Origin of the sequence: Methanofollis tationis (assembly GCF_013377755.1) — an archaeon.
GTDB lineage: Archaea > Halobacteriota > Methanomicrobia > Methanomicrobiales > Methanofollaceae > Methanofollis > Methanofollis tationis.
The window spans coordinates 344,815-370,254 of sequence record NZ_JABXWR010000001.1 but is presented as its reverse complement, the minus strand read 5'-3'; the positions used below and the strand labels follow the sequence as shown (position 1 = coordinate 370,254).

Annotated in this window: 30 protein-coding genes and 1 tRNA gene; 9 read left to right on the top strand and 22 right to left on the bottom strand. The window is 59.2% G+C overall.

Features of this window, described 5'->3' with window-relative positions; all coding sequences use genetic code 11:
* The first annotated feature begins 53 nt into the window (after positions 1 to 53).
* Positions 54 to 1,190 (top strand): DUF373 family protein, encoded by a 1,137-nt coding sequence (locus tag HWN36_RS01910; protein ID WP_176787743.1) that lies wholly within the window; start codon positions 54 to 56, stop codon positions 1,188 to 1,190.
* Here HWN36_RS01910 and HWN36_RS01905 read toward each other — a convergent pair.
* The 9 genes from HWN36_RS01905 to HWN36_RS01865 form a co-directional block, all read right to left on the bottom strand.
* Positions 1,180 to 1,626 carry a hypothetical protein gene (locus HWN36_RS01905; RefSeq protein WP_176787741.1) on the bottom strand — a complete coding sequence of 149 codons (447 nt, stop codon included), beginning with the start codon at positions 1,624 to 1,626 and terminating at the stop codon, positions 1,180 to 1,182. The two genes, HWN36_RS01910 and HWN36_RS01905, sit on opposite strands and share 11 nt — an antisense overlap.
* Positions 1,627 to 1,693: 67 nt before the next feature.
* Complete coding sequence (gene albA, locus HWN36_RS01900) at positions 1,694 to 1,972, bottom strand: DNA-binding protein Alba (RefSeq protein WP_004038364.1); 279 nt, start codon at positions 1,970 to 1,972, stop codon at positions 1,694 to 1,696.
* Between the two features lie 27 nt (positions 1,973 to 1,999).
* On the bottom strand, positions 2,000 to 3,016 hold the full coding sequence (asd, locus tag HWN36_RS01895) for an aspartate-semialdehyde dehydrogenase (protein ID WP_176787739.1): 1,017 nt from the start codon (positions 3,014 to 3,016) through the stop codon (positions 2,000 to 2,002).
* A gap of 257 nt (positions 3,017 to 3,273) precedes the next feature.
* Positions 3,274 to 3,447 carry a DUF362 domain-containing protein gene (locus HWN36_RS01890; RefSeq protein ID WP_176787737.1) on the bottom strand — a complete coding sequence of 58 codons (174 nt, stop codon included), beginning with the start codon at positions 3,445 to 3,447 and terminating at the stop codon, positions 3,274 to 3,276.
* 61 nt (positions 3,448 to 3,508) lie between these two features.
* Positions 3,509 to 4,273, bottom strand: coding sequence for a 4-hydroxy-tetrahydrodipicolinate reductase (dapB, locus tag HWN36_RS01885; protein WP_176787735.1), 765 nt, complete (start codon positions 4,271 to 4,273; stop codon positions 3,509 to 3,511).
* Positions 4,266 to 5,141 carry a 4-hydroxy-tetrahydrodipicolinate synthase gene (gene dapA, locus HWN36_RS01880; RefSeq protein ID WP_176787733.1) on the bottom strand — a complete coding sequence of 292 codons (876 nt, stop codon included), beginning with the start codon at positions 5,139 to 5,141 and terminating at the stop codon, positions 4,266 to 4,268. Before dapA ends, dapB begins: the two co-directional genes overlap by 8 nt.
* Positions 5,142 to 5,152: 11 nt before the next feature.
* Positions 5,153 to 5,347: a 30S ribosomal protein S17e gene (locus HWN36_RS01875; RefSeq protein WP_176787731.1), complete on the bottom strand. Its 195-nt coding sequence runs from the start codon at positions 5,345 to 5,347 to the stop codon at positions 5,153 to 5,155.
* Positions 5,338 to 5,910 carry a thiamine-phosphate synthase family protein gene (locus HWN36_RS01870; protein WP_176787730.1) on the bottom strand — a complete coding sequence of 191 codons (573 nt, stop codon included), beginning with the start codon at positions 5,908 to 5,910 and terminating at the stop codon, positions 5,338 to 5,340. Before HWN36_RS01870 ends, HWN36_RS01875 begins: the two co-directional genes overlap by 10 nt.
* A 32-nt stretch (positions 5,911 to 5,942) precedes the next feature.
* Complete coding sequence (locus tag HWN36_RS01865) at positions 5,943 to 6,491, bottom strand: HD domain-containing protein (protein ID WP_176787728.1); 549 nt, start codon at positions 6,489 to 6,491, stop codon at positions 5,943 to 5,945.
* 80 nt (positions 6,492 to 6,571) lie between these two features.
* Between HWN36_RS01865 and HWN36_RS01860 the strand changes: the two genes are divergently transcribed.
* A complete protein-coding gene (locus HWN36_RS01860) occupies positions 6,572 to 6,754 on the top strand; it encodes a hypothetical protein (protein WP_176787727.1) in 183 nt (60 codons plus the stop codon).
* An 8-nt stretch (positions 6,755 to 6,762) separates the two neighbouring features.
* On the opposite strand, the gene HWN36_RS01855 is transcribed toward HWN36_RS01860, so the two are convergent.
* Together HWN36_RS01855 and HWN36_RS01850 are read right to left on the bottom strand one after the other, a co-directional pair.
* Positions 6,763 to 7,746 carry a DNA primase large subunit PriL gene (locus HWN36_RS01855; protein ID WP_176787725.1) on the bottom strand — a complete coding sequence of 328 codons (984 nt, stop codon included), beginning with the start codon at positions 7,744 to 7,746 and terminating at the stop codon, positions 6,763 to 6,765.
* 2 nt (positions 7,747 to 7,748) lie between these two features.
* Entirely contained in the window at positions 7,749 to 8,492 is a 744-nt protein-coding gene (locus HWN36_RS01850) for a DNA polymerase sliding clamp (RefSeq protein WP_176787723.1), read from the bottom strand.
* A 99-nt stretch (positions 8,493 to 8,591) separates the two neighbouring features.
* Here HWN36_RS01850 and HWN36_RS01845 point away from each other — a divergent pair, with 99 nt between their 5' ends.
* The 7 genes from HWN36_RS01845 to HWN36_RS01815 all read left to right on the top strand — a co-directional run bounded on the left by HWN36_RS01845 (position 8,592) and on the right by HWN36_RS01815 (position 14,751).
* Complete coding sequence (locus HWN36_RS01845) at positions 8,592 to 9,194, top strand: RlmE family RNA methyltransferase (RefSeq protein WP_176787721.1); 603 nt, start codon at positions 8,592 to 8,594, stop codon at positions 9,192 to 9,194.
* Positions 9,181 to 10,059, top strand: coding sequence for a GTP 3',8-cyclase MoaA (gene moaA / locus HWN36_RS01840; RefSeq protein ID WP_176787719.1), 879 nt, complete (start codon positions 9,181 to 9,183; stop codon positions 10,057 to 10,059). The genes HWN36_RS01845 and moaA overlap by 14 nt, the downstream gene beginning before the upstream one ends.
* Before the next feature lie 100 nt (positions 10,060 to 10,159).
* Positions 10,160 to 10,675 carry a hypothetical protein gene (locus tag HWN36_RS01835; RefSeq protein WP_176787716.1) on the top strand — a complete coding sequence of 172 codons (516 nt, stop codon included), beginning with the start codon at positions 10,160 to 10,162 and terminating at the stop codon, positions 10,673 to 10,675.
* Positions 10,676 to 10,686: 11 nt separating this feature from the next.
* Positions 10,687 to 11,853 (top strand): M20/M25/M40 family metallo-hydrolase, encoded by a 1,167-nt coding sequence (locus HWN36_RS01830; protein ID WP_176787714.1) that lies wholly within the window; start codon positions 10,687 to 10,689, stop codon positions 11,851 to 11,853.
* Positions 11,854 to 11,979: 126 nt separating this feature from the next.
* Positions 11,980 to 12,642: a hypothetical protein gene (locus HWN36_RS01825; RefSeq protein WP_176787712.1), complete on the top strand. Its 663-nt coding sequence runs from the start codon at positions 11,980 to 11,982 to the stop codon at positions 12,640 to 12,642.
* 70 nt (positions 12,643 to 12,712) lie between these two features.
* A tRNA-Arg gene (locus HWN36_RS01820) sits at positions 12,713 to 12,784 on the top strand.
* A gap of 269 nt (positions 12,785 to 13,053) precedes the next feature.
* Entirely contained in the window at positions 13,054 to 14,751 is a 1,698-nt protein-coding gene (locus HWN36_RS01815) for a CHASE4 domain-containing protein (protein ID WP_176787710.1), read from the top strand.
* Positions 14,752 to 14,756: 5 nt separating this feature from the next.
* On the opposite strand, the gene HWN36_RS01810 is transcribed toward HWN36_RS01815, so the two are convergent.
* From HWN36_RS01810 to HWN36_RS01760, 11 genes are all read right to left on the bottom strand, one after another.
* Positions 14,757 to 16,373 carry a putative manganese-dependent inorganic diphosphatase gene (locus HWN36_RS01810; RefSeq protein ID WP_176787708.1) on the bottom strand — a complete coding sequence of 539 codons (1,617 nt, stop codon included), beginning with the start codon at positions 16,371 to 16,373 and terminating at the stop codon, positions 14,757 to 14,759.
* A 118-nt stretch (positions 16,374 to 16,491) separates the two neighbouring features.
* A complete protein-coding gene (locus HWN36_RS01805; RefSeq protein WP_176787706.1) occupies positions 16,492 to 17,064 on the bottom strand; it encodes a flavin reductase family protein in 573 nt (190 codons plus the stop codon).
* A gap of 223 nt (positions 17,065 to 17,287) precedes the next feature.
* Positions 17,288 to 17,629: a helix-turn-helix transcriptional regulator gene (locus tag HWN36_RS01800; RefSeq protein ID WP_176787704.1), complete on the bottom strand. Its 342-nt coding sequence runs from the start codon at positions 17,627 to 17,629 to the stop codon at positions 17,288 to 17,290.
* Positions 17,630 to 17,636: 7 nt separating this feature from the next.
* Positions 17,637 to 17,873: an LSM domain-containing protein gene (locus HWN36_RS01795; protein WP_004038344.1), complete on the bottom strand. Its 237-nt coding sequence runs from the start codon at positions 17,871 to 17,873 to the stop codon at positions 17,637 to 17,639.
* Positions 17,874 to 17,994: 121 nt separating this feature from the next.
* A complete protein-coding gene (locus HWN36_RS01790; protein ID WP_176787702.1) occupies positions 17,995 to 18,777 on the bottom strand; it encodes a fructose 1,6-bisphosphatase in 783 nt (260 codons plus the stop codon).
* Complete coding sequence (locus HWN36_RS01785; protein WP_176787700.1) at positions 18,774 to 19,679, bottom strand: class 1 fructose-bisphosphatase; 906 nt, start codon at positions 19,677 to 19,679, stop codon at positions 18,774 to 18,776. The genes HWN36_RS01790 and HWN36_RS01785 overlap by 4 nt, the downstream gene beginning before the upstream one ends.
* A gap of 76 nt (positions 19,680 to 19,755) precedes the next feature.
* The gene (locus HWN36_RS01780; RefSeq protein ID WP_176787698.1) at positions 19,756 to 20,673 is read right to left on the bottom strand and encodes a beta/alpha barrel domain-containing protein; all 918 of its coding nucleotides are present in this window, start codon (positions 20,671 to 20,673) and stop codon (positions 19,756 to 19,758) included.
* A 98-nt stretch (positions 20,674 to 20,771) separates the two neighbouring features.
* Positions 20,772 to 21,548 carry a tetratricopeptide repeat protein gene (locus HWN36_RS01775; protein WP_176787696.1) on the bottom strand — a complete coding sequence of 259 codons (777 nt, stop codon included), beginning with the start codon at positions 21,546 to 21,548 and terminating at the stop codon, positions 20,772 to 20,774.
* A 162-nt stretch (positions 21,549 to 21,710) separates the two neighbouring features.
* Positions 21,711 to 24,143 (bottom strand): CDC48 family AAA ATPase, encoded by a 2,433-nt coding sequence (locus HWN36_RS01770; RefSeq protein ID WP_176787693.1) that lies wholly within the window; start codon positions 24,141 to 24,143, stop codon positions 21,711 to 21,713.
* Between the two features lie 71 nt (positions 24,144 to 24,214).
* Positions 24,215 to 24,802 (bottom strand): 5-formyltetrahydrofolate cyclo-ligase, encoded by a 588-nt coding sequence (locus tag HWN36_RS01765; protein ID WP_176787692.1) that lies wholly within the window; start codon positions 24,800 to 24,802, stop codon positions 24,215 to 24,217.
* Positions 24,802 to 25,236 (bottom strand): carboxymuconolactone decarboxylase family protein, encoded by a 435-nt coding sequence (locus HWN36_RS01760; protein WP_176787690.1) that lies wholly within the window; start codon positions 25,234 to 25,236, stop codon positions 24,802 to 24,804. Before HWN36_RS01760 ends, HWN36_RS01765 begins: the two co-directional genes overlap by 1 nt.
* Positions 25,237 to 25,440: the final 204 nt, after the last annotated feature.

Sequence of the window (25,440 nt, the reverse complement as noted above, 5' to 3'; positions counted from 1 at the left end):
TTTTTTCGACCTTCTAGCAATTATTTATTAGTTTGAAGATAATTTCTAATCAGATGGTTATCGGCAGGACTCTTATCCTCTGTATCGATCGGGACGACGACCTCGGCTACAAGGCAGGCGTCAGGAGCCCGATAATCGGGCGAGAGGCATGTCTCGATGCAGCAAGCACGCTCGCTCTGGCTGATCCAGAGGATTCAGACGTCAATGCCATCTTCCAGGCCGTAAAGACCCACGACGAACTTGCGGGACGGGGAGAAGAGGTCGAGGTTGTCATCCTGACCGGAAACCACATGCATATGCTCGAAGGCGATCGCAAGATCGGCGACGACCTCGACAGAATCCTGGAAAAGACCCGCGTTTCATCCTGCATCCTCATATCAGACGGCGTCGAAGACGAGTATGTCCTGCCGATCATACAGTCGCGCCTTCAGGTGAGCGGGATTAGGCGGGTGATCGTCGCCCAGATGCCAAACCTCGAAGGCACCTATTATATCATAAAAAAACTCCTCGACGACCCGAAGGTCGCGCGGACGGTCCTGATCCCGGTCGGGCTCGGCATGCTCATCTACGCGATCGCCTACCTCATCGGTTATCCAGAAGGAGCGACGATTGTCGTCGTCGGGGCGATTGGATTCTACCTCCTCTTCAAAGGTCTCGGCTTCGACGAGTTCTTCGGCTACACCATCACCTCCCTCCAGGTCGCCCTGCGCCGGGGCAGGGTCACCTTTGTCTCCTATATCACGGCGATCCTCTTTGTGATCGTCGGCATCATCATCGGGCTCTATAGCCTCCTTGTCTACTATTCTGACGAAGGGCTCCTTTTTTACGTCCTTACCTTCGCCTACGGGGCGATTGGGTGGTTCACGGCGGCCGGGCTCATCAGCTCGATCGGGCGGATCATCGACGTCTACCTCAACGAGACCCACGACCTTGGCAGGGTGATCGTCCTCCCCTTCTTTATCAGCGCCATCGGGATCATCATCTATGGGATCAGCATCTACATGCTCTCCCTTTCAGATATCGAAAATTTCCCGTTCAAGGACGTGATCGGGATCCAGTACGCCGTCTTTGCGATGATCGGCGGACTTGTCCTTGCCTTCGCCGGCGTCTACATCCAGTCGGTCGTCAACCGCTGGATTGAAAAGAAGGAAAAAGAGGAAGAAGTTATCAGAAACGCGTTTACGCCCTGAAATACCCCATTCCCCGGGGGAACGCGCTCATGTTGACAAAAGTGCGGGAGTCCTGAGGCGAACTCACCGTCATAAGGGGGATTACCGCGCCGAAATCATGCTTCGGGAACCAGTACGCCCCGTCGCCGTAGTCGAGGCCTGCCCCGGCCACCCGGATGACGGCATGATCCATATCGATCGCCATGATCTCGGCGTTCTCGAAGTTTGCGATCGAGAGCACCTTCGTGCGGAGATCGCTCATGCCAAGGAACTGTACAAGGAGCTGGACACCCTCGTCGATCGTGTAATTCAGCGTCACCGTGGCATCCTGATTGGCAAGCGCGATATCGACGCTCTGGACTGTGATATAACCGTACCTGTTCTCCGCAGCAGCCGCAGGAACGGCAAGTGCCGCGATGAAGAGCAGGATCACAAAGCAGCGCGTCAGATGTTGCATATACGATCTTCTCTGAAGGAGATCATATATCCTTTCTGGTCAGGAAAAAAGGGTCGGTTTTCTCCCCTCAGCGGAGCTGCTGGGAGAGCACGATCTCAATGCTGGACACATTGGTCTTTCCGGTGTCAGTGTCGATCATCTCGGTCCCGGTAAGAATCTCTTTTTTTGCAACTCCCTCAAGAAAACGGTTGATTGCTATCTCGGCCGTGTCGACAGCCCGGGAGATTGCCTTGCCCCTGGCTTTTATGGCCACTTCATCTGCGCCGTTGTTGAACTGGGTGACGACTGCAAGCACATAGTTCATGACCGGTTTGTTTCCAACGAATACTGTGTTGTCCTTCAACATTGTCCACCTCTCTCTGCTGATAGTCTATCAGAGATACTTCTTCATATAGATTAATTCAGCGTTCAGGACCGAGGCCCCGGCCGCGCCGCGGATGGTGTTGTGGCCGAGCGCCGTAAAACGCACCCCTTCACGCAGCCTCCCGACAGAAACCGTCATGCCCCTGCCCCGGTTGCGGTCGAGCCTGGGCTGCGGGCGGTCGGGCTGATCAAAGTACTCGACCGACTTTGCAGGCTGTGTGGGCAGCCCTGAGAACGGGGCCGCATACTCAGAGAACGCCTTTCTGACCTCTTCGAGGGGGCGGTCGATATCCACCCACACGGAAAGGGTATGGCCGTCGATCACCGGCACCCTGTTGCAGCATGCACTCACCAGGAAGGGTGCCATTTCCACACCTGAGCCGTCAAAAGAACCCATGATCTTTCGCGGCTCCGTCGCCATCTTCTCCTCCTCGTTTCTGATGAAGGGGACGACGTTGTCATAGATATCCATCGCGGCCACGCCATTGAAACCGGCGCCTGAGATCGCCTGCATCGTCGCCACCTGAACCGACGAGAAGCCAAACTTCCGCAGGGGCTCGAGGGCGAGGGTGAGCATGATCGTCGAGCAGTTCGGGTTGGTCACGATGAAACCGTCCCGCCCGCGGTCATGCTGCACATCGATGAGCCCGAGATGATCCGGGTTCACTTCCGCGATGACGAGCGGCACATCAGGATCCATGCGATGCGAACTTGCGTTCGAACAGACGCCGACACCTTTCGCGGCCACCTCCTCTTCAATGCCCTGCGCCACATCGGCCGGGAGTGCAGAGAAGACGATATCACAGTCCTTCACCGCGTCGGCGGTGGTGGGGCTTATCGTCAGATCGCCGACCGATTCAGGAAACGGGACGTCGAGCCGCCAGTTCACCACGTCGGCATACCGCTTGCCGGCGCTGCGTTCTGAAGCGGTCAGGGTATGGAGGCAAAACCAGGGGTGATCTGCAAGGAGATGGACAAATCTCTGCCCTACGGCTCCGGTGGCACCAAGAATACCTACATTAATCATGGATAGCATTACTATAGCCAGAGGTTTATTAAAAGGTTGCTTTCACGAATATGCCAGTTTCTTTCACGGATCAAAGGGAGCATCGCGCGATACCGCGCGCGCGATCAAAAACCGGTCGAAAGAGCAGGAAGAAGTGGCTGGAGAGGATCGTAAGGGGTTGAAAAAGCACAGACGCGCGTATGCCTGCAGCAACGGTCCAGGATGGAAAAAATAAAATCAGGGCAGAGAGGCCGGCTCCATACCCTTTCGGTCAGTCTTCACTCCATATGGATGGCGGCCGAGGGACAGACATCGACACAGGTCCCGCAGTCAACGCACTTATCCTTATCAACCACGGCGATGCCGTCCTCCATGGTGATTGCTTCAGACGGGCACTCATCAACACAGGTTTCACAACCGACGCAGAGATCAGGGTCAACAACTGCTACCATAGTAGTTCTCCTTCCCATGTATTTCTAAAAAAAAGAGAAATAGGTTTCGATACAGGCAAACTCAGGAGAGATTGAGAACGTCGGCCATCCCATAGACCCCGGGCTTGCGGCCGATCACCCATGCCGCCGCCCGCACGGCCCCGCTCGCAAAGACAGCGCGGTCATAGGCGCGGTGCGAGAGTTCCAGCACCTCGTAATTCCCGGCAAAGAGCACGGCATGATCGCCGACGATGTCGCCGCCGCGGATCACGTGGACGCCGATCTCGTCCCCCCGCTCCGTCATCCCCTGACGCCCGTGGAGATGGGTGCGGGGTCCGACCTCCTCGTCGAGGATCTCGAGGATGGTCTTTGCCGTCCCGCTCGGGGCGTCCTTCTTGTAGCGGTGGTGGGCCTCGGTCACCTCGATATCATAGCCCTCTGGAAGGCGCCTGGCGGCCTCCCTGATCAGGGTCCAGAAGATGTTCACGCCCACACTGTAGTTGCTCGATATCACAGCCGGGACGTGCCCCTCCACGGCCAACCGGATCTCCTCGCGCTGCTCAGGAGAGAACCCGGTCGTCCCGACGACGAGCGCCACGCCGTGCGCGGCCGCCGCCTTGATGTTCCCGACCGAAGCGTTTGCGATGGTGAAGTCGATCAGCACGTCGGGTTTTGTCTCTTCGAGGAAGGCGTCAAGACGCGCCGCCTCGACGACAGGGACGCCATAGAAACTGCCGGCCTTGACGTCGACGCCCCCAACCAGATCCAGATCCGAAGATTCCGAAACAAGGCGGCCGATCGCCGTGCCCATCCGCCCGAGCGCCCCGCAGACCGCGACCTTAATCATAGCCCCTGAGCACCTCCGCAAGCGTTGCCGCCTTTGCGGCGTCCAGGGCGTCGAGGGGGAGGCGGACCGGGCCTGCGGCCATACCGCGCAGGGCCGCAGCCGTCTTTACCGGGATGGGATTCGTGTCGATGAAGAGCGCCCTGAAGAGCGGGGCGAGCTCATAGTGGATCCTCTGAGCCTCAGCCAGATCGCCCTCCATAAACGCTCCATACAGGGCCACCATCCGCGCAGGCTCGATATTGGCGGCAACCGAGATCACACCTCCCGCACCAAGGGCGAGCATCGGCAGGGTGAGGGCATCGTCGCCAGAGAGCACCACAAAGTCCTTGTCACGGGTGCCTTCGATGATCCGCGAGACCTGCTCGAGGTTCCCGCTCGCCTCCTTGATCCCGACAATTCCCGGGTGGTCGGCGAGTTCGATGACAAGGTCGGGCTGAAGATTCTGCCCGGTCCTCCCCGGCACATTGTAGAGCACGATCGGGAGGTCGAGGTCGGCAAGCATGGTGAAATGCTTCACAAGCCCGGAACGGTTCGGCTTGTTGTAGTACGGGCTGATCACCAGCGCACCGTCGGCACCGAGATCCGAGGCTGCACGAGTGAACCTGATCGCTTCAGCAGTGTTGTTCGAACCGGTCCCGGCAAGCACCGGCACACGGTCGCGGGCCGCATCGACCGCCACGCCGATCACCTGCTCGTGCTCCTCAAAGGTCAGCGTCGCAGATTCCCCGGTAGAACCACAGGGTACGATACCGTCAACTCCCCGGGAGATGAGGTACTCGATATTGGAGCGGAGACCGACGAGGTCGAGACCGCAGTCCGGACCCCGCATAAAAGGAGTTATTATCGCTGGGTAAACACCCTCAAACATGAGTAAGGTGTTTACACCAAAGGCTTTTTAGTATTTTGCTTTCTGGTGATGTAGCCGGCAACTCTGTTCCGTACGCGCTTGGATTCAATGACGGCAACCTCAGAGACGACCAACTTGTTCTCGGTAAAGTCTCCGGTGAAGTGTTTCGGGTTTTTCGTCATCAGTTCCTGACCAAGGCTTTTAATATACGTCGGTTTTATTCCCATGTGCACCTTTCCCACGAATTTGTATTTTTAATGCGTCCTGACAGTTTAAGAATATTGTGTGCGACCTCAGAGGGATTTTCACCGAGGATCCTGATCATCGGTTCCTTGCCGAGATCGCCGCGGTCATAGATCACGTCGGGTACGCCGGTCTTGCAGCAGGATGCGACCCCCCAGTCCATCGTCCTGATCCCGGGCGGTTCCTGCGCCCGGTCGAAGTACCTGATGTCGAGCATCATCTCCTCCAGCGCTTCCAGGATCGGATCGGCAAACCTGATGTTCGCGGCCGACCTGACCCTCCGGTCAAAGCGCATCGCCGTCAGCACGATCCGCGCCACATGGTCGCTCGCCCCAAAGGCCACCCCGCCGACCGCGTGCGCCCTCCCGCCCACCCGGACGATCCGCCCCTCGACGGCCGCAACGTCAGATGGCTCTTTCGCCTTTTCGAGGGCATAGGCGATGTTGGTGCCGACCTCAGGAATGAGGCGCGGATCCATCTCCCCGACCAGGAGATCGACGGCGGCCCCAAGACCCTTGAGCACCTGCTCCCGCTCATCATCACTCATGGCAGATCCACTCACCCGGAAGAGGCATAATCCTAACGCAATCCAAGCTCATCCCTTCTACCGGCAAGCGACGCAATCGCAATCTCATAAAACAGCGTCGGATCGATAAGCCCGTTCACCGATGCGATCCGGTCCCGCTCGCACCCGGCAGCAAAGGTGCGGTCTTTCAGTTTCTTCTTCACGGTTCCGGGCGTGACATCGGTGATCGCCCCGCCCTTGACAAGGGCGCATGCAATCAGAAAACCGCTGATGCTGTCGGCCGACTGGAGAGAGCGATCGACCGTTTGCGTGTACGGCCCGGAGAGCAGATGGTTGTGCCGCTCCACCGCGCGGCAGATCTCCTCAGGAAATCCCTCTCGCCTGAGGAGCGCCGCCCCCTCGACGCCGTGCCTGGTCATGTCTCCGCCCACCGTCTCGTAATCGACGTCATGGAGGATCCCGATCGCCTCCCAGAGATCGACGTCCTCCCCGAAATGCACGGCAAGACCCCGCATGATCGCCGCCGTTGCGATGCAGTGTTTTCTCAGGGAGTCGGACTCGACATATCGTCTGAGAAACTCACATGCGTCCTCCCGGTCCATAGCGGATGAAGGACCCCATGCCGGAAATACGTGACGGCGAGGGAGAAGAGATATAGGGGGAGGGCAAAAGAGAATACTACATGGATTCACGCGTACTTGACGTGCTGACCGGCGTTGCAAGCCTGCTGGTCTTCATCCTGCTGCTGATCGTCCTGCCCGATCTGATGAAGGAGAGCATCGGCATCGCGTATATTCTCGCCTTTGTGCTCTTCCTGATCACGATGAGCGGCGCCGGCTACATCATCAATAAAAAAATCGCGTGAGTCTCGATTCACTCACGCATCTTCTTTTTTCTTTTGTAATAGGTGAGCGGGTGGTTGACCTTCTCGCAGATGGTGTCCCGGCGGACACACAGGCCATGCGTCCGCATCGTGGCGCAGGCAGGAGCGGTGTACTCCGTTCCCGACCGTCCTGAGATATGTTCGACCTGGTACATCGTCATCGAGAGGTCGAAGTCAGGCGCCCGCTGGAAGACCTCCACGATCTGGGTGGTGGAGAGGCCGATGTTGTTCAGGAATGCGGTGAGCGCGAACCGCCCGACATGAGGGAGGTTGGTCCCGGCCGTGACCGCCGTGATCAGGGCGGAGATGCAGGGAGGGAACGATGATTCATCCACCGCCCCGAACTCCTCGAGCGCCTGCTGCTGGGCGGCGGCGGCGATCGCTTCGGTATAGGGCAAAAACTGCCTGCAGACCTCTTCAGGGACAGAGAGAGGGAGGCGCTCCCTGATGATCTCCCGCATCCGTTCCCTGATCAGTTCTTCCGCTTCGATCCTGAGCAGAAGGACACGACCGCCCTTCACGCTCCGGTTCACCAGTTTCCACCGGTCCTCGTGCAGCCCGCTGACCAGAGGGACATAGGTCAGGACCGGCAGGGAGCGCTCACCGATATCAATGCCCAGCGCCCGCGCGATCTCCTCTTTCTCCGCTTTTTCCTCTTCGATAAACGATAGATAAGCCTTCTGCGCCTCAAATTGTGATAAGCGCTCGATAAGCAGGCGATCGTTGAGGCAGGAGACCAGCATCCGGGCGATGACGTACGAAAAGAGATCTTCCTGGGCATCGCGGCCGTAGGTCCGGCACTCCTGAGGGTTTTTTCGAGAGAGGGCATCTACGACCCGGTTGGCGGCAGCATCAGAGAGAGAACGGCCCCTTTCCGATTTCAGAAGGATGTCCAGCGTTCCGGACTCACGTCTCACATAGTCCTGGGCCTCTTCAAGAAAAGGGTATTTTGCAAGGTCCTGGACATCGACCATGCTTAATCCGCTTCAATGCGCGGGGCTAACAGGTACTCGACGTGGCCCTTTCCTTCAGCGAGATCGAAGATGAACTTCACCGGGTGGTCGACCCCGATGGCGATGGTGATCCGATCGGCGCGCCCCATCACCTTTCCCATATCCTTGAGATAGTCCAGCGAGAAGAGCGAGCGCGCTTCGGCGGCATCGAGTGCGATGAGCTGGTCCCGGTTGAGCTCCAGCTTGATATGATCGGTGTCTCCTTCGGCAGCCATAAAGAACAGGTCGGCCTTTGAGTCGATGCCAAGAGCGATCTTGTCGGAGATCACGTCGGCGGCCTTGATCGCAGAGGAAAGGGCGCTGCCTGCAAGTTCCACCCTGCCGGGGAGTTCGATGGTGGGCGGGTTCGGATCTTTTCTGATGGTGTTGACATCAAGAAGGGTCACCGAGTACTGGTAGCTCCCGAAGGAGAGTTCCAGTTTGTGACTGCCTTCGGCAAGGCTGAGGGAGAGGAGATCGTCTTTGCCCATCATCCCGATAATATTCTTCATCTTTGCGATATCAAGACCGATATCCTCAGGGGTTGCCTCGTAGGTCTCGAACGCATCCCGGTCCAGCTGGAGGGACACCATGGCAACATTCGCCGTGTCCACGGCGCGGGTCCGCACCCCGTTTCCGTCGATGTGGAGCCTGCATTCAGTCACCAACGCCGCCACAGCATCTATAGACTCCCTGAACGTCTCTGTATCAATCGTTGCTTTTAACATTACAAACCCCTTATAAGACTCTATTATACATTATATCATGATATTTTTTATTCTATCTGGTATGCAGCAAAGCCCTGTCGAACATAACAGGAACAGAACATGACATCACAGTGGACACGGGACAAATACTCCAATAAGGCGAAGAGAGAGGGCTTCAGAGCCCGGGCCGCCTACAAACTGCTTGAGATCCAGAACCGGCACCCGGTGATCAGGGAGGACGACACCGTCGTCGACCTGGGTGCGGCACCAGGGAGCTGGCTGCAGGTGCTCAGGACACTGACGAAGGGGACGATCATCGGTGTCGACCTCAACCCGATCGCATCGCTGGAAGGAGTCACCACCGTCGTCGGAGATTTTACAACCCCTGAAGTACAGGAACAGGTGAAGGAGCTCGCCGGAGGGACGATCTCGATCGTGACCTGCGATGCATCCCCGAAACTCTCTGGGGCGACAACCTATGACCAGGCGCGGGCGATCGGCCTCGGGGAGGAAGCCCTCAATTTTGCAGTCTCCGTGCTGAAAGATGGAGGAAACTTCATCTGCAAGACGTTCCAGGGAGAAGATTTTCCCGAGCTTTTTGCAGACGTGAAAAAACATTTCCTCTCGGTCAAGACGTTTCGGCCCGTCTCCTCCCGCCGGGGAAGCCGGGAAACCTACATTATCGCAAAAAACTTCAGGAGGGAGAAAGATGGTGCTCTGTGACGACTATGGGCGGCCGGTGACAAACCTGCGGATCAGCCTCACCCCGCGCTGCAACCTCAACTGCATCTACTGCCATGCCGAAGGCGAGGTGGCTCCCAGAGATGAGATGAGCCTCGATGAGATCAGGGAGATCCTCAGGGTCGCTGCAAAACTCGGGATCAAGAGCGTGAAGTTCACCGGCGGTGAGCCCCTGATGCGCCGGGATATCCTTGATATCGTCAGGGCCGTGCCACCGGGGATCGAGTCCTCCCTCACGACCAACGGCACCCTGCTTGGCGGCCTCGCCCAGGGCCTCAAGGAGGCAGGGCTTTCCCGGGTGAACATCAGCCTCGACACCTTAAGAACGGAGCGCTACAAGGAGATTGCAGGCAAGGATCTCCTCCCGAAGGTGCTCGACGGGATCCAGGCCGCCATCGACGCCGGTCTGACGCCGGTGAAACTGAACATGGTGCTCCTGAAGGGCATGAACGAAGACGAGATCGACGAGTTTCTCGCCCTTGTCCGGGAGAACAAGAACCTGATCCTGCAGGTCATCGAACTCATGGAGTTCAACGAGTGCCAGATGCACGGCGATGTCGACAGGCTTGAGAAAGAGATCGCAGAGCATTCGCAGGAGATTATGACCAGGCGGATGCACCACCGCAAAAAATATTGTATGGACGGTGCCGAGGTCGAGGTCGTGCGCCCCCTGCACAACACCGAGTTCTGCGCCTATTGCAACCGTCTCAGGGTGACGTCTGACGGATACCTGAAACCCTGCCTCCTCCGTACCGACAACCATGTCGATATCAGGGGCAAGAAGGGCGCTGAGCTGGAGGCGCTCTTCGAGCAGGCAGTGAAGGCCAGGGAGCCCTTTTTTAAATAACACCCTATACTGTTTTTATTGCAGCCTCGACCGGGCCCTCTGTCGGCGCCGCGGTGCCAGAATACAATGATATATCTGGAGGACGGGCAAACAGGATGATATGAACGCCCTCGACGAAGACGAATATTTCAGGGTGCTGAAGAGCTTCTACGGAAAATCCATCATCCTTGAAGATCCCGCCGACTTTCATCCCGTTATCTACTTTTATTTCCTTGACTCGCTTGCGCATATCGAGTACACGCTCAACTCCTTCGCCTTCAATTACCAGTCGCCAAAGAACATCATGAACCGGGAGTACATGCGGTGGCGGATCGATGAGGAGAAGAAGGACGAGCGACCACTCTTCCCGGGTTTCATCAACTGGCTCAAGAAAGAGAACCCGGAGAAGTTCGAAAGCCTGCCGATCCTCTGGAGGGTCATCTATGACAGAGAGAATCCGGCCAGTTACCGGAGTTTCAGGATCTCGCTCGACCCTACCAGTCTCAGTCCGATCCCGGCCTCGTTCTTCCATGACGCCCTTGAGGAGTTCTTCACCCCGGCATTCTTCAAGAGCATCTACAACGGCGCCTCTCTCGCCTCCCTCTTCGAGGAGTACAGAAAGAGCATCGGCGCCTGAAGAGGCCTGCCATGGATGTTGCCGCTCTCTGCAGGGATCTGGTGCGGATCAGGAGCGAGAACCCGCCAGGCGACACGCGGGACGCCGCCGAGTATATCGGGGCCGTGCTTGCAGGGATCGGGATCAGGAGCGCCGTCGTCTCCAGGGACGGGCGCCGGTGCAACCTGATCACCAGGCACGAGAACCCGTCCCTCCTCCTCTGCGGCCATATCGATGTGGTCCCGGCGATCCCTGAGGGGTGGCGCCATCCCCCCTTTGAAGGGGTCGAGGAGGGCGGCTACATCTGGGGGCGGGGGAGCAGCGATATGAAAGGTGGGTGCGCCGCTCTTCTTGCCGCCCTCGGAAAGGTCGTCGACGCCGGAGCCGAACCCCGGGCAGAGGTTGTATTTGTCTGCGACGAGGAGACCGGGACCGGGCACGGGATCGAGTATCTGCTCGCAAAAGACGTGCTGCGCCCCTGCGACACCCTCATCGCCGAACCGACACCGCCGCTCTCCCCGTGCATCGGCCAGAAAGGGCTTGCACGGATATCCTTCACCTTTCATGGCGAGCCCGGCCACAGTTCCCTCTACCCGGCGGTCGGGAGGAGCGCGATCATGGAGGCGCACAATCTCATCTCTTTCCTCCAGGAGATCCACGAGCGGGAGTATCGGGTCAGCCGCGAGATGGAGGGGATGATCGCGCGCTCTTCTCTGGTGCTCGAGGATCTCTTTGGCATACAGGGGCTCAACCACATCCTCAGGAGGGTGATGTTCAACCCGGGGGTGATACGGGGCGGTGAGAAGGCGAATATCGTCGCCGAACACTGCGACCTCGACCTCGACCTCAGGATCCCGTGGGGGTGCAGCGCGGGGGAGATCGTCTCCGAGATCGCATCGCGCGTCCCCTCGGCCGGGATGAAGGTAACGGCGGTCTCCGATCCCTCCTGCACCTCGCCCTCGTCGGCGATCGTACAGCGGCTCTGCGGTGCGATCAGGCGGGTGTACGCGGGCGACCCCGTGCCGATCTTCCAGTGGGCGGCAAGCGATGCCCGCCACCTCAGGAAGGCCGGTTTTCCGGCGGTGGAGTACGGGCCAGGAGAGGTGACGACGATCCACGGCATCGATGAGCGGGTCTCGATCTGCTCCCTGCAGTGCGCCGAAGAGATTTATCAGGATGTTATCCTCTCCTATTGCTGATCAGGCACGATCGCAGTGTGAGAAATCTATATAATTTGAAATCCGGGAAGATGAACCAGATATATAAACAATCCGTTTTTTGCATCCCATAAACCAATAAATATCTGAAGGATATATTGGTATTTGATGAAGTTTCTGCAGGTGGGCCTCGTAATATTCGCCGGCATCGCCCTGCTGGCGGCAGGGTGCGTTGAGGCGACGCCAGGAGAGGGAGGTTCGGACACTCCCTTCTGGGTCAAAGAGACGACGGCACCGGTCGGCACGCCAACGACCACGGCGATACTGGATAGCGAGTATGTGAGCCCGGCAACGCCCTATCCAGCGACAACGACACCGGCCACAATCCCGTCCACCCGCCAGGTGCCTGAGAATATCCAGGATAAACCGGTGTACCCCGAAGTGCTTCGTGAGACGATCGATCTGAAGGGTGAAGCCCACGCCTGGACGATCAATGCCGCATATCCCCCCCTGATCGTAGATTTCGTTGTGAAGCCGGAAACGCAAACGAGGACGATCGTCTATCAGAGCAGTTACGGCGACAGGGACGAAGAGAAATCGACGGTGACGCGCATCAGCCCGAACAGTCATCTCGAGGTGACGATACGGGACGCAGACGGGAATATTGTAGCACAGGACGGTTTCAACGGGAAGTACACGGTCGGGAAATCCAAACAACTGCTGGTGCTCAGGGGAGGGGTCTACCAGGTAGACCTGCGCGGCACTGCGATTGTTGCCGACATTTCCATCAAAATCGGTAAGATCGAGGGTGAAAACGCCGTGTCCGCCTGACCCCGGCGGCAGGGAGGATGAGGAACGATTATATGGGATGAACACCTATTTTTTTAGGCACAACCATTGTGTCCCGGTAGGGTAGTGGACATCCTAGAAGCCTGCGGAGCTTTTGACCCGGGTTCAAATCCCGGCCGGGGCGTTTTCCTTTTTTCATGTTCTTTCAATTCAAGGAAATTTTATCGGACCTCGCAGGCAGTTAGGGGAACCCAATTGACATCAAAATTTGAACATATTTATAAGAACTCAAAATTTCATTTCTGGATAAAAAAAGGATCATTTAAATAAGAAATAATAAAATAAATTACATCAACCTGACCCTGCCCGATCAGGGGGAAAAGGTCAGACCACCGCTGTCGACCCTCACGCTTCAAGCAGCACGCCGGCACCAGACACAGGATCCGATACAAAATGAAACTGCTCACGCATGTCGTTCTTGTTATGATCCTGGTGGCTTCTGCCCTGATCGGCGGCGTCTTTTTCGCCTCAGACTATCTTCTCATCCAGAATCTCAAAAATACCGAATATAACGCCGTGACAGAGTCCTGCAATCTGGTGAACCACACCATCCAGCGTGAGATCAACACGCTGGGAGTCATCGGCAGGGACTGGGCGACGTGGGACGACACCTATTTCTTTGTCCAGAACAGGGATCAGGCATATATCGACTCCAACCTCGTCGACGAGACCTATATCAATGCCGGCCTGGACTGTTTCCTCATCCTGAACAGCACAGGGCTGCCGGTCTACGGGAGGATATTCGATCACGAAAACCAGACCGCCGTTCAAATCCCGGAGAGTTTCCTCACCCGGATCGAAGAATCCCTGGGGGCTCAACGCTCCGACACCGTCGAGGGGATCATCGTCTTCCCCGAAGGGCCGATGATCGTCGCCGCAGAACCCGTGCTGCAGAGCACCGGCGAGGGGCCAGCCGTCGGCACCCTGATCATGGGGCGGTATATCGACGACGATCTGACCGGAGCGATCTCAGACATCACCCGGATGCCGGTCACGATCCTGCCTGCAGGAGACACCTCCATCTACAACGGCCTCTCCCAGAACCCGGGGTCAGAAGAGGGCACACCGATCATCATCGCACCCTCGGAGAACGGGACGATCGTCTCAGGGATCATTACCATCCCCGATATCAATGGAATGCCCGCCTTCACCACCAGGATCGACCTCACGCGCGGCCTCTACCTCCAGGGCCTGGAGGCCGTCTATTCCTATATTTTCATTATCATCGGGATCTGCGCGGCGGCAGGGATCGTCCTCATCATCTCCCTCAACAGAACCCTCATATCCCCTCTCGAGATGATGAGCGGCACGGTCACCGCCATCAGGAGGGATCAGGATTATTCCCGCCGCATGCGCAAAGGAGGAGTCGCCGAGATCGAGACTCTTTCAACATCGATGAACGCTCTGTTTTTGTCTCTCCAGTCTTCGATCGAGGGGCAGAAAGAGTACGAAGCACGCCTCCGGGAATCGGAGGAGAAATATTCCACGCTCTTCCGCTCGGCAAACGACAGCATCTTCATCGTCAGAGGGGACCGCTTTGAAGACTGCAACGCCCGCGCCCTGGAGGTCCTCGGACGCACCCGGGAAGAGATCGTCGGGGCGCCGATCGAGATCCTGTCCCCGGCATACCAGCCCGACGGCCAGCGCTCTGCCGACCTTATCAGGGAGTACATCAGGAGGGCGTATGCCGGCGAGTCCCTCAGTTTTTCGTGGGAGTATCAGATCGCAGACGGAACGCACCGGAACGCCGAGATCACGGCGAACAGGTTCGACCTGGGTTCGGGAGCGTACCTGCTCGTCATCGGGCGCGACATCACCGAACGGCTCGAGATGGAGAGGCTCAAAAACGAGGCGTTCGGCCAGATCGAGCAGAACCTCGAACAGTTCGCCATATTAAACGACGAGATCAGAAACCCCCTCCAGGTCATTCAGGCCATTGTCGAGATGGACTCCTGCAAAGAGGCAAAATCCGTCCTGACGCAGGTCGAGATCATCAACGACCTCGTGAACCAGCTCGACCGGGGCTATATCGAGTCCGAGAAGGTCAGGGAGTTCCTCAAAAAGCACTACCGGATCGGCGAGAAAAAGTAGGCGTCTCAGAGGCGCCTGAGCATGTTCCCGAACTGGGGGAGAAAATCCTTCTTCCGCGACATCACGCCGTCGAGCCTCTTCGGCTGCTCGGCCATGCCCATTTTTGCAAGGTTCACCTCGTCCGCCGCCGCAAAGAGGTCGCTTGCATTTTCAAAGACGTTGGTGAAGAGGGCGACGAAAAAATCCGCGGCGGTCTCTTCGCGGAGCGCCCCCACTTTTGCCCTGATCTCCTCTGCATGGGCGGCGGAGAACTCAAAGGAAGGGACGGTGACCTGCGATATGACCACGCTCTTCTCGAAGAGGTTATAGTGCTTCGTATCCCTGAGCAGGAGTTCGTGGAGGGGCACGTTCTCCAGCTCGATCCCCTGCTGGACAAGTTCGATCCCGAAGGCGATCGGATCGACGCCGGCGATGCCGGCGAGGTAGTTCACCGCCCGCTCGTCTTCAGGCGTGGTCGTGGACATCTTCAGGGCAAGGGTATCTGAGAGGACACCCGAGAGGAGAAGGCCTGCCGTCGAGGGCGTCGGCTCGATCCCGCTCTCTATGAACTTGCGGGTGATGATCGTCGATGTCGAGCCTACCGGGTCGTTGAGGAAGCGGATCGGCTTCAAGGTGGTGATCGCCCCCAGGCGGTGGTGGTCGACGATCTCGATGACGTCGGCCTTCTCGATCCCGTCCACGGCCTGCGAGTACTCATTGTGATCGACCAGGATCACCGACTTGTGGATGTCGTCGACAAAGGTGTTCCTGGAGACCATGCCGAGGAGACGGTTGTCCCCCTCGACCACGCAGGCCGTCCTGTACTTGGAGTTCGAAACGACGTCCTTGACATATTCCAGCGGGTCGGAGATCGCGATCCGCGGAACATCGGTCGCCATCACCATGCTCGCCGGAAGGGAGAGGTTGATCATCTTGCCGACGCCGAAGGCGTCGAGGGACGTGGCCAGGACGGCGACGTTCCTGGCGACGGCGGCGTTGATCGTCCGGTCGCCGATCGGCGAACCGTCGGCGATGATCAGGGCGGCGATCCCCGCGGAGATCAGGGCCAGCTGCGCCGGTTCGTTGTCGCCGACAATGGCGACGTCGCTGGAGGTGAGGCGGGAGAGGGAGACATGGAGGGCGTCGATGGCGATATGCACCCTCCCTTCCAGGAGGTCCTTGCCCGGGACGACGATCCGGGCATCCAGGATCTTTGCAAGGGTTTCGAGTTTGATCGGCGTGATCGAGAGCTGCTGGATCTTCGTACGCGTCACGTAGGCGCGTGCAAGGCCGTGCTCGCTCACCAGACCGAGAAGACGCCCTTCGTCATCGACGATCGGCATGTTCCGCACGCCGTGCTCGTCCATCATGGCGACGACCTCGATCGTCGGGACGTCGGCGCGCGCGCTCAGCGGATAGGTGAAAGGGAGATCAGAAACGTTCGGCTCGACGCTCTCGATGAAGAGAGGGGCTTCGACGCCGAACCGTTCCAGAACGAACCTGGTCTCCGGGTTTATATCGCCGCACCGGGCCGGGACATATTTTCCTGGCTCTCTAGAGTTGAGGAGTTCGGCATAGCCGATTGCGCTGCAGATGCTGTCGGTATCAGGGTGCCTGTGCCCGATCACATAGACCTTATTCATGATGGATCCTCCGCGGGGAAGTTGGGGTGCCGCTATAGACTTGCCCTTCTGCCCTCTTATCCCCTTGCACCAGGGAAGGGGGGAGGCCCTGATCTCCGCGGGGCCGGAGCACCAGACCTTACTTCTTGAGGGTGAGTCCAGCCGAAAAGGCGCGTGCGATCTCTGGCCCCACCGCACGGTAGGTCCGGGCGGCAGAGTCGTAGATGAAGGGGGCGATTTTCTCGACGTCTGGTTTCCCGTCAGATCCGAGGGCGGATCCGTCCACTTTCACGTCGAGGATCTCCCCGATGAACTGGGTGTGGATGCCGATCTCGGCGGTCTGCGAGACCCTGCATTCGAGCACCACCGGGAACTCTTCGATAAAGGGGGCGTCCACCACATCGCTCTGCACGGTGGTCAGCCCTGCGGCCCTGATCTTGTCGACGTTTCTCCCGGACTCGATCCCGAAGTAGTCCGCCTCGGCCACATAGCGGGCTGGCGGGATGCAGACGGTGAAGGCGGATCTCGCCATCAGGTTCTCGTAGGTCTTTCGCGCTTTCTGGACCGATACGGCAACTGAGGGAGGGTCGGACGAGCAGATGCCGCCCCAGGCGGCGGTCATGGCGTCCGGGGTGCCCGCGGCGTCGTACGTGCAGACGATCAGGACCGGGTGCGGGTAGAGGAGCGTTTTTGCGCCTATCGATTGCTTCATGTCCTTCAATAGGGGCGGCGGGCGGTAAGTCAGTTGCGATCATCGCCGGAGGAGGCCGGAAACCAGTTCGCCAGGCCCCCCGGATGAAACAGGAAGAATTTCTCAAAAACACCAGGATAAAAGATGAACATCCATCCTGTCGGCAGGAAATCGATCCGACAGGGCGCCCCAGGCACCCCGATCAAAAAGGATCAGGGGCATGAGGCGCGGAAAATCCCGGGGGCTACTCGTTGACCTCGTTTATTGCGAGCTCGTACATCCAGTCGAGGAGCAGAGGGCACTGCTCCACAATGCAGTCGAGTTCGCAGGCGATACAGGGGATCAGCTCTTCGCCGGCCATCAGGAGCGCCGGGTCGACCGCCTGCTGCCGGGCCTTCAGCTGATAGGTCTTGATGCCCTCTTCCCTGAATTCAATCCGGTCGATGAGGCTGGCATCGAATAATTTCTTAACGACGCGCGAGCACTTCCGGCTGTCGATGTCGAGGAGTTTCCAGAGCTCGCTCTGGAGAACCCCGTCGGGCCTTGACTGGATGATCTTCAGGGCTTCGTCTTCAACGGACGGCATAATCCTATCAGACAAGAGGCGAGATCGTCAGAATATTGTTCCCTCTGATAACGACCGTGCCAAGGCTGCGCCCGCGCTGCTCGCCGGTGTACTCGATCGTCTCTTCCATATGCAGGTTCAGGTGTTCGTCCACCGCAACAAGCCTGCCCTGCAGCTTCCTTCCCTCGTCCTTGATTTCAACATTAATCCTGGAATCAACAAGAGAATATACCTTTTTGACCGGCAGAACAATACTGTTGACCATCTGAGGTTATGTGGCGGTCGAAGGTATTGAATCTTTCCATCAGCCCGGAATCCTTCAATCAGCCACGATCCTGCAGATACCTCATCGATCTCCGGCCTTCTGCGGCAACGCAGCTTCTCTGTCAGCGGCCAAAGACCGGGTCGTCATAGAGGTCGGCAGGCCCGATGAGCATGCCGTCATGGATACTGAAGCCCAGGCACGCCGTTTTCGGATAAATCGGACTCATATCGCAGAGGCTGACTGCCATGAGGCCATTTCCGGCCGCGGCGGCGAGGACCTCCCCGACGACCGGCAGCCCTTCCCCTGCCCTGAGGACGAGCGCCGGGTCAGGGCCGCGGCCGGCCGCGGCCGCCGGCAGGCGGTCCTGCCGTTCGACCCTGACCGGAAGGCGCCCGCCTTCGAGGTGACTGAGGAGACCGCAGGTCTCAGCAGGAGTGGCAAAGACCGACCCGTCGTCGCAGATGAACGAAAAACCCTCGCGCATCAGGGGTTCCCTGACCAGAGCCGGGGAGGTGAAGGGGTCGGCAAAGATCCGGCAGAGGGGCATGCACCAGGCGTTCGGGGCGGCACCGGCAGAGAGGAAGACCAGCACCGCCTCTCCGGGCCGCTCTTCAAAGGTGAGGCTGACCGTTTCGACGCTGCCGCTCCCGGATAGTCCGATCTCACCTGAAACGCCCCTGCATGCCGCACAGAGGTCGTCAAGGAGAGGAGCGGCTTTGCCCTCCCCTGCTGAGGTGAAGACGCAGGCAACTCTCCCGCCCGCCCTGGTGGTGAACGAATCGATGATCCGCTTACCGTGCTCGGCCCTGAGCAGTTTTGCCGCCTTCTCCACGACGAGAGGGTGGGCCCGCAGTCCTGCAGGGAAACCGCCGAAATCGGCCGTCAGGACCGTGAGGGTGATCATGCCCCTGACCGTTCGAAAGTCTCCTTCACCAGGCTGATCATGTTCATCGACCCGACATAGATGGGCGTGCGCTGGTGCGGTTCGGCCGGTTTGAGGTCGAGGAGATCTATATGGCCGTCGGTGATCGCACCGCCGGCCTGCGCCGCGATAAAACCGATCGGGATCGCCTCGTACAGGAGCCTGAGTTTTCCCTTCGGTTTTCCCTTCAGGGCCGGGTAACAATAGATCCCGCCGTATTTGAGGATCTGATGGAAATCGGCAACGTAGGATCCGGTGTACCGGAGTTTTGCCCCGTCCGCCTCGACGGTGGTGATGAAGGCGGCGTGCTGATCGATCCAGTCAGGTCTCCCCCCGCCGGTGCCATAGAGGTTTCCGTCAGGGATCCGCACGTCCCGTTCGAGGAGGCGGTAGATGCCCCCATGGTCCATCGCAAAGATGCAGACGCCCTTCCCCACCGTCAGGGTGAGAGTGGTCATCGGGCCGTAGAGCATATAGAGCGCCGCCTTCAGGTCCCGCCCGGGCTGGAGGACGTCGCCGCCGCCGAAGATGCCGACGATCGTCCCGACGGCGAGGTTCGTCTGGATCAGGGACGACCCGTCCATCGGGTCCATCACCACGGCATACTCGGCTTTCGCCCCGGGAAATATCCTGACCTCGTCCTGCTCCTCGGACGAGAGGGCGCGTACAAGCCCGGATTCCCCGAGGACGCGGGTGATCAGTTCGTCAGACCAGGTGTCCATCGCAGCCTGCCGCTCGCCATAGACGTTCTCGGATTCGGCATATGCCTGATGGGTGATGAACGCCTCCCTGATCGGCTGCGCCTGCTCTGCGATCAATTCTATCAGTGTGCAGAGGTCGGTTTCACAACCCATAGACTCCAGATACTCATTCAATGTCGTCATAATATCCTCTCCCTGTGATTCTCAACTCCGTCCCTTATAGAGTGCGCCCCCTCTCTTCAGGACGGAAAAATATGATTCAGTTGCCCTTCAAAAGGGCCAGGGCATCCTCAAGGGACGCACCATCGATGGTGATCGCCGAGATCGCGTTGCACATCCGCACCGCTTCCTCAAGGGACTTCTGGTGGATGTTTCTCCCGGTGGCGTTTCCGGAGCAGCCGCCGGTGTGAATCTGCTCGTAGAGTTCCTTGAGGAATTTCCCCTCGTCGACGCTCGATCCGCCAGCACAGACGACCTTCGTCCGCCCTGCAGCGAGGGTGGCTTCTTTGAGAAGGACAGCCGACGCCGTCCCCTCTTTCTTCGGGGCATTGACCTTGACGAAGTCCGAGCCGAGACATGCGGCGACGCCGGTCGCCCCGGCGATCAGGTGCGGGTCCTTCTCGTCCTTGACTGCCGCACCGCGGGGGTAGATCCAGAGCACCGTGACAAGACCGTGCTGGTGCGCCTCAAGCACCGCCTGTGCAGCCTCAGTAAGCATCTGGGCCTCAAACTCCGACCCGAGATAGATGGTATAGCCGACAGCGGCGATCTTCAGCCCGGTCTGCTTCCTGAGGGCGACCACCTGGGCCACCGTGGTGATCATCGGGCTGGCCGGGTCTTTCTGGGCGGTCTTGACCAGGTGCGTCTTGGAGTTGAGTTTGACGAGGTACGGCACCTCGGGATAGTCCCGGCCGTAGCGGGCGACCAGCCCGATCTGGGTCGCAAAGACACCGATGCGCCCCTGGCTTGCGATCCTGAAGAGGTGCTCGGGTTCGGCGTCGTCCGGGTGGATCCCGTCGCCGTAGAAATCGTCGTTGAGGTGTTCGATCTTCTGGTCGCCGGCAAAGAGCATGAGACGGCCCGTTCCCCTGGTGATGGTCGAAAAGTTATCGATATAGGTCTCCCTTACCTCGTCAGGGACGTCGGCAGGGACAAATACGGAAACGTTCGCAGACATACAGACTCAATCATTTCACCCGGTACTTATGTTTTACTGGAAAGGCGTCGGGGGACGGTGCAGAAACAAAAACAGGGGGGGGTGGCGATCAGGCCGGTTCAGAGGTTTTCCACGATATCCTGACAGGTATTGATCGTCATCTGAGACCTGGCGATCATTCTGGTCGCAAGCATGGGCGCAACCATCGGGTCAAGGCTGATGGCGCGGTTGTAGCACTCCATCGCCTCCATATAGGGATCGATATTCAGGGTGCCCATCGTCGCACCGGGTTTCCCCAGGGTGGAGAATCGTGTTTTCATCTCCTCTTCCATAAGAATCGAGATGGAGAGGAGGGCGTCTCCCCTCCTGATCCATGCAGCCGCATCGCCGGGCCTGAGCGTTACAATCTGGTCATAATAGTCTGCAGCCTCCGCATAATTGCCGAGGTTGAGGCTGGCAGCACCGGCACGTTCAAGGGCGGTAAGATCGGTGCCGTCGATCGCGAGTGCGTCCATCGCATACGCATACGAACTCGCCATATCTCCCATCCTGAACAATGCCGTCGCCTTGCCGGCAAGAGCGCCGGCGGCGTCCGGGTCTTTCGCGAGGATCAGGTCATAGCAGGCCGAAGCCTCCTCGTTTCTTCCCAGCGCCGAGAGCGCCTTCCCCTTCTCCATGAGAAGATCACAATCGGCCGTCGCAACCGGGAGGGCCAGGTCGGCAAAAACGATCGCGGCGTCGTACTGACCCACCGAGATCAGTGCGCCGGCGGCGGCAGTGCTGGTGTTGGCGATCGCCGAGTCGATGAACTCCGGGTCTTTTGAGGTTTTGTCCGAGATATAGACCCAGGAGGCGGCGGCGACCAGCAGGATCAGGATGATCCACTTCAACTTCATCGAGACACAATATGTCGCTCAATGATAAAGGTATTCTTTTTTCACTCTGCCACATTGTGGCGAATACGAAATCGAATGGCACCTCAGGGACAATGACAGCATTTGGGCGCATCCGGACAGGGCGATTCGCTTCAGGGGCATCGCCGCAAAAAAAGAAGGAGGTCAGCTCCCGTGCATGGGCGCGGGAATGGTTGCCGGCCTCTTCTTCTCGAGTGCTGCTTCAAGTTTTTCTGAGAGGGCCCTGATCCCGGCGAGATCTTTTGTTCTCGCGTAGACCGCCTTCCTGAGATCTCCTGCGAGGGTTGCGACCTCATCGCCACCTTTCCCTGCCGCAAGTCCGGCCCGTTTGACGAGGGCGGCGGCCTTTTCGAGGGCCGAACGCTGTTCGTGGGAGTAGAGGATCTCCCAGGAGAGCCGCTCGAACTCTTCGAGGCTCTCAGGCGAGAGCGAGCCCTTCACCTTTCCGAAGGCGGTGTCGAAGTGCTTCTTCGTGACCCTGACATTGCCGATGGCATCGGTGCGCTCCTCGGCAGTCTTGCCCTTCATCGCCGCGATGAACTCCCGCATCGCCGCGAGTTTCGCCTCCCTGACGACCGCTTCGATGTCGGCGCCGACGTAGCCGTCACTCCGGGCGACAAGATCGTCGATGCCGACGTCAGATGCCATCATCTCCTCGGTGCCCTTCAGGTACACCTCGAAGATCTTCTTCCGGCTCTCCAGGTCAGGGGGAGGGACATAGACGATCCGGTCGAGGCGGCCCGGGCGCAGGAGGGCGTCGTCGAGCATGTCAGGGCGGTTTGTGGCACCGAGGACCATGACGCTTTTGAGCTCCTCAAGCCCGTCGAGCTCGGTGAGGAGCTGGGAGACGACGCTTTCGGTCACGTGCGAGGAGTTCGCATACGAGCCGCGCTTTGGCACGAGGGCATCGATCTCATCGAAGAAGATGATCGACGGAGAGGCCTGCCGCGCCTTGCGGAAGATCTCGCGCACGCCCTTTTCAGATTCGCCGACCCACTTCGAGAGGAGCTCAGGCCCCTTTACCGAGATGAAATTGCACTCGCTCTCGTTCGCCGTCGCTTTGGCGAGCAGGGTCTTCCCCGTCCCGGGCGGGCCGAAGAGAAGGATGCCCTTCGGCGGTTTGGTCTGCATCCGGGTGAACACCTCGGGGTACTTCAGCGGCCATTCCACCGCCTCGGTGAGCTCTGCTTTCACGTCTTCGAGCCCGCCGACGTCCTCCCAGGAGACGTTCGGCACCTCGACGAGCACCTCGCGCATCGCCGAGGGCTCGACGTGCTTTCTGGCCTCGTCAAAGTCTTCGCCGGTGACCCGCAGTTTCTCGATCAACTCGGCCGGGATCTCCTCCTCGATCTTGATCTTCGGGATCACCTGCCGCAGGGCGTGCATCGCCGCCTCCTTTACGAGGAGGGAGATGTCGGCGCCGACGAAGCCGTGGGTCACATCGGCGAGGTGCTGGAGGTCGACGTTCTCCGCGAGGGGAACGCCGCGGGTGTGCACCTGGAAGATCTCGTGCCGCCCCTTCCGGTCAGGGATGCCGATCTCGATCTCGCGGTCGAACCGGCCGCCGCGGCGCAGGGCCGGGTCGATGGCGTCAGGGATGTTCGTCGCCGCGATGACGACGACCTGCCCACGGGTCTTGAGCCCGTCCATCAAGGAGAGGAGCTGGGCGACGACCCGCCGCTCCACCTCGCCCTTCGTCTCCTCGCGCTTGGGGGCGATCGAGTCGATCTCGTCGATGAATACGATCGTCGGGGCGTTCTCCTGCGCTTTCTCAAAGACCTCGCGCAGCCGCTCCTCTGACTCGCCATAGTACTTGCCCATGATCTCTGGGCCTGAGATGGAGATGAAGTTGGCATCCACCTCGTTTGCGACGGCCTTTGCGATCAGGGTCTTGCCCGTGCCCGGCGGGCCGTAGAGGAGCACGCCCTTCGGGGGCTCGATGCCAAGCCGCTCGAAGATCTCGGGGTGCCTGAGCGGGAGTTCGATCATCTCCCTGACCATGTCGAGCTCGCGGCCGAGGCCGCCGATGTCCTCGTAGTGGACGTCGGAGACTTCCTTGCGCTTCCCCTCCTCGGGTTTGTACGGCGTCTCCTTCAGCTCGATCTCGGTCGAGTCGTTGATGATCGCGATGCCCCTGGGCGAGACCTTTGCGACGACGAAGGTTAAGGGGTTGCCCAGGACGTTGATCCTGAAGGTCTGCCCCTCGACGACCGGCCTGCCGTTCATCAGTCTCTTGAGGTACTGTTCGCCGCCGACGAGACGGATCGGCTGGGTCGGCTGGAAGACGACCTTCTGGCCGTAGCTTGCCTCTACCTTCCGGATTTTGACAGTGTCGTCGATGCCGGTATGGGCGTTGCCGCGGATGTTGCCGTCGATCCTGATGATGCCTTTCCCGATGTCCTCGGGATAGCCGGGCCAGACGATGGCCGCGGCCTTCTGCTTGCCCTGGATCTCGATCACATCGCCGGAAACGAGGTTGAGGGCCTTCATCACGTCCATGCCGAGGCGTGCGATCCCCCGACCGGCATCCTCGTGGTAGGCCTCCTTCACCGTTACTTCAATCTGATCTTTCTGCATGAGTATATCTCCAGTGAATGGGATTTACTCAAAGTTAGTGATACCAATATATAAAAGATCACAATGCGGCACTAACAGGTGCAGGCGATGACCTCGTCCTCGGTAACGACAAGGTCCATCCGGCGGTCAAAGGCTTCGCAGGGGACGGACGGCACTTCCTGGCACGAAAAAGCAGCGCCGACCACCGGGACATCGGGCGCCCGGGAGAGGAAGCGGTCATAATAACCGGCGCCGTAGCCGATGCGGCTGCCGGTCCGGTCGAACCCGACGACCGGGACGACGATCAGGTCGAGGTCGTCGGCGGAGGCCGGCACCTCACTGCCGATCGGTTCGGGGACATGGAAGGTGCTCTCGACGAGGACCGACCTATCGGTCAGATAGGAGAGGCGAAGCGTTCGCCGCTCCTTCTCGATGATCGGGATGACAACCCGCTTTCCGGCGGAAAGGAGGGCGTCGATCAGCCCGGCAGTCTCGACCTCAGGGGGCTTTGAGACATAGACCATCACCGTCCCCGCGCCGTCGGCGAGGGCGAGGAGGCGGCCGGTGATCGCCCGGCTTTTCTCCTCGATCGCTTCGGGGGAGAGGGCACACCGGCGGGCCTTCGCCTCAAGCCGCATCACCTGCTTTATCTGGGCCTTCCCTACGGGCGCGGTATTCATCACGATCTATTCTTCGGACTCGTGGATAAAGAATCCGTCTCTGGCAGCCTGTCCCTGAATGCCCTGAGGGCCGGGGCGAGCACGCGGGTCTTGCCGATGATGCCGGCGATGAGGATGGCGTCGAGGATCTCGTCTCTGGTCGCCCCTTCCTTCAGGGCCGTCCCGATATGCACCCACACGCAGCTGTCGGCGCCGGCACCTGCGGCGGCGGCGATCGCCACCAGTTCCGCGGTCTTCGGGTCGAGGCTTGCCGGGCGGGCGGTGTGGTAATCGCCGAGCACGGAGAGGGCGAAGGCTTCGGGGCGTTCGCGCATCAGCGTGAAAATAAAGGGCACGACGCCGAGCCACTCCTCTGTCTCTGCGATGATGTCGTCCCCCATCTCGTCTGCATGAGAGAGGAATTCATCGATGGTCTTCTGGTTTTCGGGTTTCACAGGAGGATTTTCGACCGCCTCCCATATGGGCCTATCCCTCTCTCCTGCAGGGGAGATTTACGGTACAGGGCGGTGAAAGAACTGCGCCGGGCCACCTTCGTCTGAAGCCGCTCAGGCGACTCGGGATGGGAGGGCTGATCTCACAGGATAGGCTGCAAAGGGGGGAGGGTTTTCGGGCTTCGTTTCTTTGCGTGAGGGCATCGG